General features: G+C 68.9%; 10 protein-coding genes and 1 pseudogene. 8 read left to right on the top strand and 3 right to left on the bottom strand.

Annotation, left to right across the window (positions count from 1 at the left end; genetic code table 11):
- The first annotated feature begins 164 nt into the window (after nucleotides 1-164).
- The 4 genes from AMK22_RS01170 to AMK22_RS01185 all read left to right on the top strand — a co-directional run bounded on the left by AMK22_RS01170 (nucleotide 165) and on the right by AMK22_RS01185 (nucleotide 3704).
- The gene (locus AMK22_RS01170; protein WP_073781286.1) at nucleotides 165-989 is read left to right on the top strand and encodes an SDR family oxidoreductase; all 825 of its coding nucleotides are present in this window, start codon (nucleotides 165-167) and stop codon (nucleotides 987-989) included.
- Nucleotides 990-1102: 113 nt separating this feature from the next.
- Nucleotides 1103-2116, top strand: coding sequence for an SPFH domain-containing protein (locus AMK22_RS01175; protein WP_073781287.1), 1014 nt, complete (start codon nucleotides 1103-1105; stop codon nucleotides 2114-2116).
- Nucleotides 2113-3012, top strand: coding sequence for a hypothetical protein (locus AMK22_RS01180; RefSeq protein WP_073781288.1), 900 nt, complete (start codon nucleotides 2113-2115; stop codon nucleotides 3010-3012). The genes AMK22_RS01175 and AMK22_RS01180 overlap by 4 nt, the downstream gene beginning before the upstream one ends.
- Nucleotides 3013-3203: 191 nt before the next feature.
- Nucleotides 3204-3704 (top strand): nucleotide triphosphate diphosphatase NUDT15, encoded by a 501-nt coding sequence (locus AMK22_RS01185; protein ID WP_073781289.1) that lies wholly within the window; start codon nucleotides 3204-3206, stop codon nucleotides 3702-3704.
- 56 nt (nucleotides 3705-3760) lie between these two features.
- On the opposite strand, the gene AMK22_RS01190 is transcribed toward AMK22_RS01185, so the two are convergent.
- The 3 genes and pseudogenes from AMK22_RS01190 to AMK22_RS01200 form a co-directional block, all read right to left on the bottom strand.
- The gene (locus AMK22_RS01190) at nucleotides 3761-4729 is read right to left on the bottom strand and encodes a PP2C family protein-serine/threonine phosphatase (RefSeq protein ID WP_073781290.1); all 969 of its coding nucleotides are present in this window, start codon (nucleotides 4727-4729) and stop codon (nucleotides 3761-3763) included.
- 440 nt (nucleotides 4730-5169) lie between these two features.
- Nucleotides 5170-7005: a glycoside hydrolase family 15 protein gene (locus tag AMK22_RS01195; protein WP_073781291.1), complete on the bottom strand. Its 1836-nt coding sequence runs from the start codon at nucleotides 7003-7005 to the stop codon at nucleotides 5170-5172.
- Between the two features lie 179 nt (nucleotides 7006-7184).
- A pseudogene (locus tag AMK22_RS01200) lies at nucleotides 7185-7391 on the bottom strand (transposase); the annotation flags it as partial.
- 830 nt (nucleotides 7392-8221) lie between these two features.
- Here AMK22_RS01200 and AMK22_RS01205 point away from each other — a divergent pair.
- From AMK22_RS01205 to AMK22_RS01220, 4 genes are read left to right on the top strand one after another with little or no spacing between them, the layout of a single operon-like run.
- Nucleotides 8222-8980 carry an ABC transporter permease gene (locus AMK22_RS01205; protein ID WP_242433785.1) on the top strand — a complete coding sequence of 253 codons (759 nt, stop codon included), beginning with the start codon at nucleotides 8222-8224 and terminating at the stop codon, nucleotides 8978-8980.
- Nucleotide 8981: 1 nt separating this feature from the next.
- Nucleotides 8982-9938, top strand: coding sequence for an ABC transporter permease (locus AMK22_RS01210; RefSeq protein ID WP_073781293.1), 957 nt, complete (start codon nucleotides 8982-8984; stop codon nucleotides 9936-9938).
- On the top strand, nucleotides 9935-12061 hold the full coding sequence (locus AMK22_RS01215) for an ABC transporter ATP-binding protein (RefSeq protein ID WP_073781294.1): 2127 nt from the start codon (nucleotides 9935-9937) through the stop codon (nucleotides 12059-12061). The genes AMK22_RS01210 and AMK22_RS01215 overlap by 4 nt, the downstream gene beginning before the upstream one ends.
- A 14-nt stretch (nucleotides 12062-12075) precedes the next feature.
- Nucleotides 12076-13779 carry an ABC transporter family substrate-binding protein gene (locus AMK22_RS01220; RefSeq protein ID WP_242433786.1) on the top strand — a complete coding sequence of 568 codons (1704 nt, stop codon included), beginning with the start codon at nucleotides 12076-12078 and terminating at the stop codon, nucleotides 13777-13779.
- Nucleotides 13780-14025 lie beyond the last annotated feature (246 nt).

Genomic DNA, 14025 nt, shown 5'->3' on the forward strand with positions numbered 1-14025 from the left:
CCTCGGGAACCACCGGCCGCCCGCGTTCCGGCGGCGCTCCTCGTTCCACGGCATCTCGCGTTCCCCGCGTGCACCTCCGGCACCCCTCGCCCACCGAACAAACGATTGGTAGATTGCCCCTCGATCGGCGCTCCCCCATCGGCATCGGCAGAGGCGGACGGACCATGGACAGCGACGGACCCTTCGACTTCTCGGGACGGGCGGTGATCGTCACCGGCGGCACGAAGGGCATCGGTGCCGCGATCGCCGGGGCGTTCCTCACCGCCGGGGCCCAGGTGCTGGTGTGCGGGCGCACCGAACCCCCCGAGCCGCCGCGGTGCGGGGGCCGCCGGGCGCATTTCCTGTCGGCGGACGTGCGCGATCCGCAGGCCGCGGGAGCGCTGGTCGACGGGGCGGTGGAGCGGTTCGGCCGGCTGGACGTTCTCGTCAACAACGCGGGCGGCTCCCCGGACGCCGACGCGGCCACAGTGTCACCGAGGTTCGTCGAGAAGATCGTCGCCCTCAATCTGCTGGCACCGTTCTACGTGGCCCAGGCCGCGAACCGGGTCATGCGGGAGCAGCGCACGGGCGGCTCGGTCATCAACATCGGCAGCGTCTCCGCGCACACCCCGCAGCCGGGCACGGCCGCCTACTCCGCGGCGAAGGCCGGCCTTCTCGCGCTGACCCGGGCACTGGCCCTGGAGTGGGCACCGAAGGTGCGCGTCAACCACATCACCACCGGCCCGGTCCGCACCGGGAGCGCGGCGTCGGTGTACGGGGCGGACGAGGGCGCCGCGGTGGCCGGAGTGATCCCGATGCGGCGCATGGCGGTGCCGGACGACGTGGCGCACGCCTGCCTGTATCTCGCGGGCGGCCTGGCCCGGTACGTCAACGGCGCCGACCTGGCGGTGCACGGCGGGGGCGAGGTGCCGGCCAGGTTCCTCGCCGTCCGTGACGAACTCCCGGGCAGGCTCCCGGGCGACCCGGCGGGCGGCTTTCCCGGCACATAGGGCGCGCCGCCGCCCGCCTGCACGGATGCCCGGCGACAATCATTCTCGTCTACTTGACGATATCGACCCCACCCCCTTATCGTCTCCATGACGAAATCTAGGGGGTTCTCCACATGGCCGACATCACCCGGCGCCTCGGCTGGTGCCATCTGCGTTCCGCACCTACCGCCCACATCCGCCACCACAGGCGCGGACGGCTCGCCCACGACGGTCCCGGGCTGAGCTTCTGGTACCGACCGCTGACCGCCGCACTCTCCGAAGTACCTGTGAACGACCGCGAGTTGGCGATGGCCTTCCATGCCCGCACCTCGGACTTCCAGGACGTCACCGTGCAGGCCACCGTGACATACCGGATCAGCGACCCGGCCGAGGCCGCCGCCCGCCTGGACTTCTCCATCGACCCGGACACCGGGGCCTGGCGCGGCGCACCGCTGGAGCAGATCGCCACCCTGCTCACGGAGACCGCCCAGCAGCACACGCTGGACGTCCTGGCCCGGACGGCACTGGCGGAGGCACTGGTCGACGGTGTCGCGGCCGTACGCGACCGGGTCGCGACGGGGCTCGCCGCCGAACCCCGTCTGCCCGCCACGGGGATCGACGTGGTCGCGGTCCGGGTGGTCGCCATCCGCCCCGAGGCGGAGGTGGAGCGGGCCCTGCGCACCCCCGCCCGCGAGCAGATCCAGCAGGAGGCCGACCGGGCCACGTACGAGCGCCGTGCCGTGGCCGTGGAACGGGAACGGGCCATCGCCGAGAACGAGCTCGCCAGCCAGATCGAACTGGCCCGGCGCGAGGAGCAGTTGGTCGAACAGCGGGGCACCAATGCCCGGCGCGAGGCGGAGGAGAACGCGGCGGCCGACAAGGTGCGCGCCGAGGCGGAGGCGGCGCGCAAGGTGCGGCTGGCCCGCGCGGAGGCGGAGGCGGCGCGCGAGGTCGGTGCCGCCCGCGCCGAGTCGCAGGCCGCCTGGCTGCGGGTGCACGGCGAGGTGGACGCCGCGACGCTGCACGCCCTGACGGCGACGAGACTGGCGGAGAACCTGCCGCGCATCGACAGCCTCACCCTCTCCCCCGACGTGCTCACCGACCTGATCGGCAGGCTCGGCAGGACCGGCCGGGAGCCGCGGGCATGAGTCTGGCGCCGCGCGCGGTGCTGGTCCACCGCACCACGGAGTACGAGGAGTTGCTGGCCCGGCACGGCACGCACGGCCAGGCCGAGTTCTTCCTCTCCAGCCGGGGCCGGTCCATCGGCGAGGTGGTCGCGCGGCACCGGCACACCGGGCGGGCGCTCGACGACGTGGCGGCGGCCGTGCCGTTGCATTGGCGGCGGTCCCGGGTGGAGCGCGCCGATCTCGACCGCTTTCTGTTCGGGCCCGAGGACGTGGTGGTGGTCGTCGGACAGGACGGGCTGGTCGCCAACACCGCCAAGTACCTGTCCGGCCAGCCCGTCGTGGGCATCGACACCGATCCCGGGCGCAATCCGGGGGTGCTGGTGCGGCACCGCCCGTCCGACGTGGCCGCCCTGCTCCGCGCGGCCGTGTCGCCGGGCGGCAGGACGGACGACCTGACCATGGTCGAGGCGGTCGCCGACGACACCCAGCGCCTCCTCGCCCTCAACGAGATCTACCTCGGGCCGCCCGGCCACCAGACCGCCCGGTACCGGCTCGGCCCCGACGCGCCCGACGGGCCCACCGAGGCGCAGGCTTCCTCCGGGGTCCTGGTCGGCACCGGCACCGGCGCCACGGGCTGGATCCATTCGCTGTGGCAGGAGCGCAGCAGCGGGCTGTGGCTGCCCGCGCCGACCGACGCCCGGCTGCTCTGGTTCGTCCGCGAGGCGTGGCCGTCGCCCGCGACCGGCACCTCACTGGTCGCGGGTGAACTGGAGCGCGGCCACGGGCTGCGGCTCACGGTCGAGTCCGACCGGATGGTGGTCTTCGGCGACGGGATGGAGGCGGACGCGCTGGAACTGACCTGGGGTCAGTCCGTACGCCTCGGCATCGCCGCCACCTCGCTGCGGCTGGCCGTCTGAGGCCGCGCCACCGGGGCACGCCCCGGGTCGAAGGCCCGTACGACCGGTCACCTCGGGCGTGATCAAAGCCCGTTCACGGGGCCGCGGGCGATGTACGTAGGCTTGTCCCCCGGCACGACCGACGGACGCCGGGCACCGTGGCCCCGCGCCCCCGTGCCCGAACGGTCCCGCGCACGCCCCCGAGGAGCACCATGCACACCACCCCTGCCGACTCCCCCGCCCACGACTCCCGCCCGCCGGTGGCGCAGGCGGCGCTCGGCGTGGGCATCGTCGTACAGGACGCCCAGGGCCGCGTGCTGCTGGGCATGCGCCACGGCGGCACGTGGGAGCTCCCCGGCGGCAAGGTCGACCCGACGCACGAGTCCATCGCCGAGGCGGCCGTCCGCGAACTGCGCGAGGAGACGGGGCTGGAGGTCGGCGTGGACGACGTGACGGTCTTCGCCATGCTCCACGACGTGGTGGCGGGGATCAACCGGGTGTCGATGGCCGCCGCGGTGACGCTGGAGTCGGGAAGCCCGCGGGTGACGGAGCCGCATCTGATCAGCGTCTGGGAGTGGACCGCGCTCGACGCGCTGCCGGAGCGGATGTTCGGCCCCTCGGCCCAGGTCCTCGCCGCCTGGCGCCCCGACCTCGCGATCGAGCACCCGCCGGCGCACCGGCTGGCCATCGCGACCACCGCGGCCGACGCGTAGCCCGGCCGACGACCGCACCGGGCCGCTCCGCCCGCCGGTGCCGGGGCCGGTGTCGCTCAGCCGGGCCCCGGGCCGGAGCCGCGGCGCACGACGGCCAGGACGGCCATGTCGTCCTGCTGGCCGTTGCCGGTCCACCGGGCGACATCCGCGATCACCGCGCGGACCAGGTCGTCCGCGTCCATGGGACGGGCTCCGGTGAGCACGGGCGAGGCGCAGGGGTCGTAGAAGGTGCCCGTCCGGTCGCGCGCCTCGGTGACCCCGTCGGTGATCAGGAGCAGCAGCGCGCCGGGCGGCAGCGGGACGACGTCGGTGCCCGTGGCCCCGTCGGGTGGTGCGACCGTCCCGAGGCCCATGCCCAGGGGGAGCTGCGGAGCGGTGGCGTCCAGCCGTACGACCGTGCCGTCGTGGATCAGGTAGGGGCCCGGATGGCCTCGGTTGACCAGCCGCACCAGATCACCGTTGCCGGGCACCTCGGCCAGCACCGCCGTGGTGAAGTCCTCCTGGGCCAGATCGCTCCCGCCGCGTTCGGCCTCCCGGCTGAGCGCGGCGTCCAGCCGCCGGGCCAGCTCTGCGAGGGTGGGTGCGTTCTCGGCCTCCTGCCGGAACGCGCCGATGGCCACCGAGACCGAGGCGACGGCCTGCACCCCCTTGCCCTTCACGTCCCCGATGATCATGCGGACGCCGTAGGGGGTCTCCTGCACGGCGAAGAGGTCGCCGCCGATCCTGGCCTCGGCCTGCGCGGCGGTGTATCCGGCGGCGACGCCGAGCGGTCCGGCTCGTGGTGGCGGGTCCGGCAGGACCGCGAGCTGTACGGCCTCCGCGATGCCCCGGGCCCTCGCGAGGTCCCTGCCCTGGCGCCGCAGCAGGAGGTTGACCCCGAGGGCCAGGACGCCGATCAGGCCGACCACGGCGATGTCGACGGAACTCGCCGAGACGGGGCGACGCTGCGCGAGATCCAGCAGCGCCGAACAACCGCAGGCGACGACGGCGACGACGGCGCAGGCCCGGTGCCGGCGGCGAACCACGTGACGACCTTGTCGCCCTCCTTGATCCGCTTGCCTCCGAGTTCGACGCCACGCGTGGCCGTGCGGCGGAAGTGGTGGACGGGAGAGGCCGAGGCCAGCCCCGCACCGGGGCCGCCGGCCTGGCGTGCCGAACATCCCGGAGCCCCACCAGGTTCAGCCGGTACGCACCGTACGGGCGGCCGTGATGAACGCCTCCAACTCATGGGCGATGTCCGGTCCGGTCGGCTGGTAGACGATCTCATCTCGGTAATGCCTTGCTCTGCGTATTCGGCGAGGCGGTCGGCCACCTGTGCGCCCGCGGGGCTCGACCACACAGCCTCAACACCGGGATCGGCCAGTGGCCGTCGATACACCGCCCCGACGGACGTGACCCACGCGTGCGGAGCAGTCGGACGGATCACGCGGCTCGGTCGAGCCGCGGACCGGGGGTACGGCAGGACTCAGCCCAGCGCCCTGTCGAGGTTGAACGCGGCGCTGATGAGTGCCAGGTGAGTAAAAGCCTGGGGGAAATTGCCCACTTGTTCGCCGGTGCGGCCGATCTCTTCGGCGTACAGCCCGACGTGGTTGGCATAGGTGAGCATCTTCTCGAAGGCGAGCCGGGCCTCGTCCACGCGGCCGGCTCGGGTGAGCGCCTCGACGTACCAGAACGTGCAGATCGAGAATGTCCCCTCCTCACCTCGCAGCCCATCCGGACTGCTGTGGGGGTCGTAGCGGTAGACCAGGGAGTCGGACACCAGCTCCTCGCCGAGGACGTCCAGGGTGGAGAGCCATTTCGGGTCGGTCGGAGAGATGAACTTGGCCAACGGCATCATGAGGACGGCGGCATCGAGGACGTCTTCGCCCTCGTGCTGGACAAATGCCCTCCGCTCGGTGGACCAGCCCCGCTGCATGATGCGCCGGTAGATCGCGTCGCGGGCGTGGGCCCATCGGGGCATGTCCGCGGGCAGACCCCGATGGGTCGCGATGCGCATCGCCCGTTCGATCGCGACCCAGCACATCAACTGCGAGTACAGGAAGTTCTGGATCTTGCCACGGGTCTCCCAGATGCCCTCGTCCGGCTGGTCCCAGTTGTCGCAGACCCAGTCGACCAGGGTGCCGACGGTGTCCCAGTGTTCACTGGACAGGGGCTGTCCCCACTTGTCGTAGAGGTAGAGCGAGTCGATGAGGGCCCCGTAGATGTCCAGTTGGAGCTGGTTGACGGCGTTGTTGCCGACCCGGACAGGAGCCGATCCCAGGTGACCCTCCAGGTGGGGGAGCTCCTGCTCGGGAAGTTCACTGCGGCCGTCGATGCCGTACATGATCTGGAGCGGGCCGCCGGAGCTCTCCTTCAGGCAGATGTTTCCGGACAGGAAGCGTACGAAGGCCTCGGCCTCGTCGGTGAAACCCAGCCTGAGCAGCGCGTAGATACAGAAGGCGGCGTCCCTCACCCACACGTATCGATAGTCCCAGTTGCGCTCGCCGCCGACCTGCTCGGGCAGGCTGGTCGTAGGGGCAGCCACGATGGCGCCGGTCGGTGCGTAGGTGAGGAGCTTGAGGGTGAGCGCGGAGCGGTGCACCATCTCCCGCCAGCGCCCCCGGTAACGGGAGTGCGACAGCCAGGCGCGCCAGTACCGCACCGTGGCGCCGAACAGTTCCTCCGCCTCCAGCACGGGACAGGACCGCGGCTCCACCCTGCCGCCTATCCTGTCGAGCGCGAAAACCGCGGCCTTTCCCTCGTCCAGCGTGAAAGACGAAACAGCGTCCCGACCGTCGATTTCGACCGGAACGCTGGACGTCAGTGCCAGCGTGAGATCCGGAGAGTCGAACACTGTGTGACCGTGTTGCATACACACTGTGTGCGTACGCCGGCCGTAGTCGAACCGGGGAGCCACGCGCGCGGTGAACGGCATCGACCCGCGCACGCAGAGGACCCGCCTGATCAGACGGTGGCGGCCCGCCTCGCGCGAGTCGTCGACGATCGGCATGAAGTCCTGGACCTCGCCGACACCGTTGTCCGCGAAGAACCGGGTGATCAAGATGTTGGTGTCGGGGAAGTAGAACTGCTTCGTCCGAGCGGGTACGTCCGGTGCGAGCTCGAACGCCCCACCGCGGTCGGCGTCCAGGATCGCCGCGAAGACGCTGGGCGCGTCGAAGCGCGAGCAGCAGTACCAGTCGATGGTGCCGTTCGTACCGACGAGGGCGGCGGTGCGCAGGTCACCGATCAGGCCGTGATCGGCGATGGGCATGTAGCGTGGCGCATCGGCCCTGCAGGGGCGGAGGCTGTCACCTGTGGTCATGTGACCTCCCCGGCGCTGGGGAGCGGGAGCGGTTGGCTTCAGGCTACCTCCGAGCCCTTGCGGGCAGCGAACGCGCCGTCCGCCCACTGCCTCATGAACCCCTCGATGCTCTCCTGTCTGCAGGTGCCGGAGGTGTAGTAGGCGCTGAGACTGCGATGCGGGCGTTCCTCCGCGTCCGGGCCCAGCGCGAGGTGCGCGGTAGCCAGCGCGATGACCATCTCGTCGACGCCGGCCAGGCGCTTCTGCCGCTTCTTGACGATCTTCGGTTCGAAGGAGCCGTCCCGGTCGCGGGGCACGGCCGTCTCCACTGGCCCGACATCGGTCCGCACGGTCTTGGAGCGTTTGCCGTTGCGGGAGTTGCCGCCGTCCATGCCCGCCGGATCGTGGATCGGGAGTTGCGCCGAACGATCTGCAGTCCCGCACCAGGAGGTCGACGCCGCCCGTACGGCCGATCACCAACAGCGCTCCCAGAACGACAGTTCACGGAAGAACCCTGGTCCTGGATCACACACGAAGAGGCGAATGCGCGCGAAGGCGCGTTTTGCACCTTTTGGAGCCTCCGGAGCTTCATCGTTCATCGCACGTCCGCCACGACGTTGAAAACATTTCTTGAAAAATGACCGATATGCGGCTTCGACTTAACCGGATCGCGACCTGACCAGCCTTGACGTGCCACACGGGCAGTTGGAATGGTCAGCAGCGGCGCTGCTGAATCATGCGGCTGCCTTGAACTGGCTCACTCCCACGCGAGGTTGTCGCTTCATGCCCGGCGCACTGCTCACTCCCGCTTCGCCTACTCGTGCAGCTCCGTCAGCACACCTCAGGCTCGTACACCGGAGCGGTTTCGCGCAAATCATTTTCTGACCACCCGAGGATCCGCACGTCCCGTCCGAGCGCCCGCGACCCGGCGCCCGGTCAACGCGGCCAAGTGTCCAGCCACTTACCGGATGTGCGGGCCGATACGCCTCATATCACGAAAGGCCGGCTCACAGTGCTGCGTTACCTCGCCCGCAAAGTAGTCGGCTGGTTTTTGATGATCGCCATCGCGACCAACCTCACGTACTTCCTCGCTAACGCATTCCTCAAACCTGCGTCGAACTACACCGCGTTGCGACCGCCTCGAACTCCAGCCCAGATCAACCATGCGCTGGCGCTTTACAACCTCAACCCAGACAAACCGATCATGGATCGGTGGTGGCACTGGATATCCCGGATCGTGACTCACTTCGATTGGGGCCAGTCGCCGACCGGGGGCAGCGTCAACGACCAGGTCGCCTATCGGATCGCCGTCAGCGGCCAGCTGGTCCTGGGCGCGACGATCCTGTCCATCATCATCGGAGTCGGGCTGGGCGTCTACACCGCGTCGCGCCAGTACAAGGCCGCCGACCGGCTGTGGCAGGGGCTCTCCGTGCTCTCCTTCAACACGCCCTCCGCGGTGGCCTCCCTCGCGGTGGTGCTCGCGGCCATCGCGCTGAACCAGGCCCTGGGCAGCACGCTGCTGCCTGTCGCCGGAGCGCAGAGCCCCGACGTCACCGGGTTCTGGTCGGTCTTCGGGTCCAGAGCGACGCACGCGATCCTGCCCACGATCTCGCTCACGTTCATCTCCTATGCGGGATACCACCTGTTGCAGCGATCGCTGCTGCTGGACCACATCAACTCCGACTACGTCCGTACCGCACGGGCCAAGGGGTTGACGCGGAAGCAGGCCATCTACCGGCACGGGCTGCGGACCTCGATCATCCCCGTCGCCACTCAGGTCGCGTTCGCGATGCCGGCGCTGTTCACCGGCGCGGTGATCACAGAGACGGTCTTCGCCTGGCACGGAATGGGTGAGTACTTCACCAAGACCATCAGCACGAACGACGTGCACGGCGTCGTCGCTGTCGCAGCCTTCGGAGCCCTCATGACAGCCATCGGTGCGGTTCTGGCCGACCTCGTCATCGTGGCCCTCGACCCCAGGATCAGGGTGAGCTGACGTGGCCATCAACATGCCCGGTGCCGGACCCGACGCCGAAGAGGTGCGCCCCGACAGGGCTGAAGCGCAGGAACCGGGGACGACCGGCCCCGGTGGCAAACGCCTCTCCCCGTCCAAGCTCTACATGCGGCGCTTCGCGCGCAACAAGGCGGCGCTCGGCGGTCTGGTCCTCTTCGTCCTCCTCGTGTTGTTCTCGCTGTTCGGCCGGTACCTGACCCACTGGGACCACATGGAGGCGGACTTCACCGCGCTCTCCGTCTCCCCCGGAGTCGGCGGCCACCTGCTGGGCACCAACGGCGCGGGCAACGACGTCTACGCCCAACTCGTGCACGGCCTCGGCAGATCGCTGATCATCGCTGTGACGGTGTCGCTGCTGACCACCGCCATAGCCGGACTGTTCGGCACCACCGCCGCCTACTTCGGCGGCAAGGTCGAGCGGGCGATGCTCGGTCTCGTGCACTTCCTGCTCATCCTGCCCTCGTTCCTCATCATCGCCCTGGTCGGTACGCACTACCGCGGCGAGTGGCAGGTTCTGGTCGTGGTCCTCACACTGTTCGGCTGGATGCTCACAGCCCGGGTGATCTGGTCCCTGGCCACCTCCCTGCGGGAGCGCGAGTACGTGATGGCGGCCCGCTTCATGGGCGTCAGCCCGATGCGCACCATCGTCCGCCACCTGGTACCGAACATCGGATCCTTGCTCATCGTGACGTTCACCCTCGGTGTCGCCTCGACCGTGCAGGCCGAGACGGCGCTCTCCTTCATCGGTTTCGGCGTCAAGCAGCCCGACGTGTCGCTGGGTTCCATGCTCGCCGACGGGCAGAACACCCTGTCCACCGCTCCCTGGCTGTTCTACCTGCCCGCAGCCATGGTGGTGCTGCTCACCGTGGCGATGGCGCTGATCGGCGACGGTCTGCGGGACGCCCTCGACCCCACCTCGCAGTCTGGAGGCCGCGCATGATCGAGCAGCGCGCTGTCACGACCAATGCCGACACCCAGCAGCCCCTGCTGTCCGTACGTGACCTGAAGGTGGCCTTCCCGTCGGAAGCAGGCCGGGTGGAAGCCGTCCGCGGCGTCTCCTTCGACCTGCATCGCGGCAAAACCCTGGGCATCGTGGGCGAATCGGGGTCGGGCAAGTCCGTCACGTCCATGGCCGTCATGGGGCTGCTGCCCGACTACGCCGCGGTCACCGGCGAAATCACGCTCGGCGGGAAGAACCTCCTCGACCTCGACGACCGACGGATGTCGAAGGTGCGCGGTCAGCACATCGGCATGATCTTCCAGGACCCGCTCTCGTCTCTCACTCCGATCTTCAGCATCGGAGCCCAGATCGTCGAGGCCCTCCAGATCCACCAGGACATCTCGTCCGCGGCCGCCTGGAAACGGGCCGTCGAACTGCTGGACCTGGTCGGCATCCCCAACCCCGACCGCCGCGCCAAAGGGTTCCCGCACGAGTTCTCAGGCGGTATGCGGCAGCGGGCCGTCATCGCCATGGCGATCGCGAACGACCCCGACCTGATCATCGCCGACGAGCCGACGACCGCTCTCGACGTCACCGTGCAGGCGCAGATCCTCGATGTCCTCAAGACCGCCCAGCGCGAGACCGGGGCCGCGGTCATCATGATCACCCACGACCTCGGGGTGGTGGCCGGCTCGGCCGACGACGTCATGGTGATGTACGCCGGTCGGCCGGTCGAGCGTGCCGGGGTGGACGAACTCTTCTCGCGACCGCGCATGCCGTACACCATCGGCCTGATGGGTGCGATTCCCCGACTGGACGACCGCGACAGGGACGCCCTGACCCCGGTCCCGGGAACTCCACCGCTCCTGGTGGACCTTCCCGACGCCTGCCCCTTCGCGGCGCGTTGCCCCGTGGTGCAGGACGCCTGCCGGGAGGCCGAACCGCCCCTGCTGGCGATCGCCGAGGACGACACCGGCGACGAGCACTCGGCCGCCTGCCGGCGTGCCGCGGAGATCGACGACGGCGCCATCGGCGGCCGGCCGATCTACCCCGTCCCGGTCGGCAGGGAGAACCGAGCCACGGCCGTCCCCCGCGAGGACCGGCCGAAGGTCCTGGAACTCTCCGGTGTCACCAAGACCTTCCCGCTCACCAAGGGCGGCCTGCTCAAACGCAAGGTGGGCACCGTCTTCGCCGTCAACGGCATCGACCTGGACATCCGCGAGGGAGAGACGCTCGGACTCGTCGGCGAGTCGGGGTGCGGCAAGACCACCACACTGCTGGAGGTCATGGGACTGAAGCCGCCCGAGCAGGGCAGCATCGCCGTCTGCGGCCAGGACACCACGGGCCTGAAGCGGAAGCAGGACATCAGCTCCGTCCGCCGCAAGATCCAGATGATGTTCCAGGACCCCATGGGGGCACTGGACCCCCGGATGACGGTCTTCGACATCCTCGCGGAACCCCTCCGCGCGGTCGGTGAACGCGACAAGAAGGTGCTCGGCACCCAGGTGGCGGAGCTCATGGAGCTGGTGGGACTCGACCCCGAGCACCGCGACCGCTTCCCCGCGGCCTTCTCCGGCGGGCAGCGGCAACGCATCGGCATCGCCCGGGCGCTCGCCACGAAGCCGCAGCTGCTGGTTCTCGACGAGCCGGTCTCGGCTCTCGACGTCTCGGTTCAGGCCGGCGTCATCAACCTGCTCAACGACCTCAAGGCCGAGCTGGGCCTGTCCTACCTCCTCGTCGCCCACGACCTGTCGGTGGTGCGCCACATCTCCGACCGCGTGGCGGTGATGTACCTGGGGCGGATCGTCGAGATCGGCACCACCGACTCCCTCTTCGACGACCCCAGGCACCCTTACACCCAGGCGCTCCTCTCCGCGATCCCCCTGCCCGATCCGGTCGCGGAACGCACTCGGGAACGAGTTCTGCTCAAGGGCGACCTCCCCAGTCCGACCGACGACCGGCCGGGCTGCCGGTTCGTCACCAGGTGTCCGCTCCACTTGACGCTGTCGGAGCCGCAGAAGGAGCAGTGTCGCGGGGTCACTCCGCAGCTCACTGGAAGGGGAGACCAGGACCACCGCGACGCATGCCATTTCGCGGACACGACCACGTCTGTAGACAACTAAGCTGAAAGGCTGTCATGAGAAGAATTTCTCTGAGCGGGTTGGCGTTCGCCGCCGCCGCTTCCCTCGTCCTCTCCGGGTGCGGCGGTGGTGACACCGACAACTCCGGGCAGGAGAAGTCCAAGGGCGCCACCTCGGAGAACGAGGTGCTGACCTCGTACAACCCCCAGCCTGCGAGCAACCTGAAGCAGGGGGGCAAGCTGACGCTTCCCATCGTGGAGATTCCCGATCAGCTCAACACCCTGCACGGCAACGCATCGCTGTACACATCGAAGATCGCCTGGTTCTACCAGCCGAAGCTGTCCTTCAACGACCCCAAGGGCAACATCACCTACAACGAGGACTACCTCACCGACGTCAAGCAGACGACGGTGGGCGGCAACACCCAGGTCACGTACGACATCAACCCGAAGGCCAAGTGGAACGACGGCCAGGACATCGACTGGACGGCGTTCCGGGACACCTGGAACGCGCTCAACGGGAAGGACAAGGAGTACGACGTCAGCTCCACCGACGGCTACTCCAGCATCGCCTCGGTCGAGAAGGGCAAGGACGCCAAGCAGGCGATCGTCACCTTCGACGGCCCGTTCGTGTACTGGAAGTCCCTCTTCTACGAGCTCGTCAGCCCGCACATCGCCAAGTCCGACGCCTTCAACAAGGCCTACGTGAACAACCCCCGCCCGGAGTGGGGTGCCGGCCCGTACATCATCTCCAAGTTCGATGCCAAGGGCGGCACCGTCTCCTACAAGCCCAACCCCAAGTGGTGGGGCGCCAAGCCGCATCTGGACGAGCTCACCTTCGTACAGATGGAGGAGAGCGCCAGCATCAACGCCTTCAAGAACGGCCAGATCGACGCGGTGGAGGCAAATAACGCCGAGCAGCTCAACCAGGTGAAGTCGGTGAAGGGGACCGAACTTCGCCGCGGCACGACCACCTCCAACAACCTCATGGTCTTCAACAGCACCTCGCCCCAGTTGAAGGACCCGGCGGTGCGCAAGGCCCTGATGGAGGGAATCGACCGTTCCCAACTCGCGAAGATCTCGTTCCAGGGACTCGGCTACACCGAGCCGCTGCCCGGATCCTTCAATCTCTACCCCTTCCAGAAGGGGTACCAGGACAACTTCGGCAAGCTCGTGAAGTTCGATGCCGCCACGGCGAAGAAGGACCTGGATGCCGCGGGCTGGAAGGTCGGCTCGGACGGTGTGCGTGTCAAGGACGGCGAGAAGCTGGAGCTGACCTTCCCCACCATCGGTGACAGGTCGACCACCAAGGCCCGCGCCACTGCCCTCGCCCAGATGATGAAGGACATCGGCGTCAAACTGGACATCGAGGCTCACCCCTCCGCCGACTTCAACAAGGTGTTCACCAAGCGCGCCTTCGACGTCTTCGCGATGGGCTTCATTTCGAGCGACCCGAACGGAATGCTCTTCATCTGCCAGATGTACTGCTCCGACTCCACTCTCAACGTCTCCCGCTCGGTGCCGAAGAGCATGGACAAGGACGTCAAGGCCGTCACCAACCTGCCGACCCTTGACCAGCAGTTCGATGTCGGCAACAAGGTCGAGCTGGAAGCCATGGAGACCTACGGCATCATGCCGACCCACAACGGCCCCACCATCTGGGCCGTCAAGAAGGGTCTCGCCAACTACGGATCGGCCCAGTTCTACGGCAACTACGGCGTCATGGGCCCGCCCCAGCTGATCGGCTGGCAGGCGAAGTAGCCGCCCTGCCGGGGGCTCCGCAGCATCGATGCGGAGCCCCCGGCCCGTACTGGGCTCTGTTGCACAGTCGGTGGTGACGGCAGGTGACGGGTGTCGTCGACGTCCTGTGCGAGATGTCAACGTCCTTGTGACAACGGTGTTTTCAGGGCCGGCGGCACTGGCCATCGATGATGTGGCGGACGACGGCGAGATGATCCGTGTCGCGGCCCGGCCCCGGAACGTCCCCGTGTCCTGCCCGGTGTGTGG

It is taken from the genome of Streptomyces sp. CB01580, assembly GCF_001905795.1.
GTDB lineage: Bacteria > Actinomycetota > Actinomycetes > Streptomycetales > Streptomycetaceae > Streptomyces.

Coding starts and splice junctions, on each gene's coding strand:
- AMK22_RS01170 (WP_073781286.1), top strand. CDS start 165: ATGGACAGCGACGGACCCTTCGACTTCTCGGGACGGGCGGTGATCGTC.
- AMK22_RS01175 (WP_073781287.1), top strand. CDS start 1,103: ATGGCCGACATCACCCGGCGCCTCGGCTGGTGCCATCTGCGTTCCGCA.
- AMK22_RS01180 (WP_073781288.1), top strand. CDS start 2,113: ATGAGTCTGGCGCCGCGCGCGGTGCTGGTCCACCGCACCACGGAGTAC.
- AMK22_RS01185 (WP_073781289.1), top strand. CDS start 3,204: ATGCACACCACCCCTGCCGACTCCCCCGCCCACGACTCCCGCCCGCCG.
- AMK22_RS01195 (WP_073781291.1), bottom strand. CDS start 7,005: ATGACCACAGGTGACAGCCTCCGCCCCTGCAGGGCCGATGCGCCACGC.
- AMK22_RS01215 (WP_073781294.1), top strand. CDS start 9,935: ATGATCGAGCAGCGCGCTGTCACGACCAATGCCGACACCCAGCAGCCC.
- AMK22_RS01220 (WP_242433786.1), top strand. CDS start 12,076: ATGAGAAGAATTTCTCTGAGCGGGTTGGCGTTCGCCGCCGCCGCTTCC.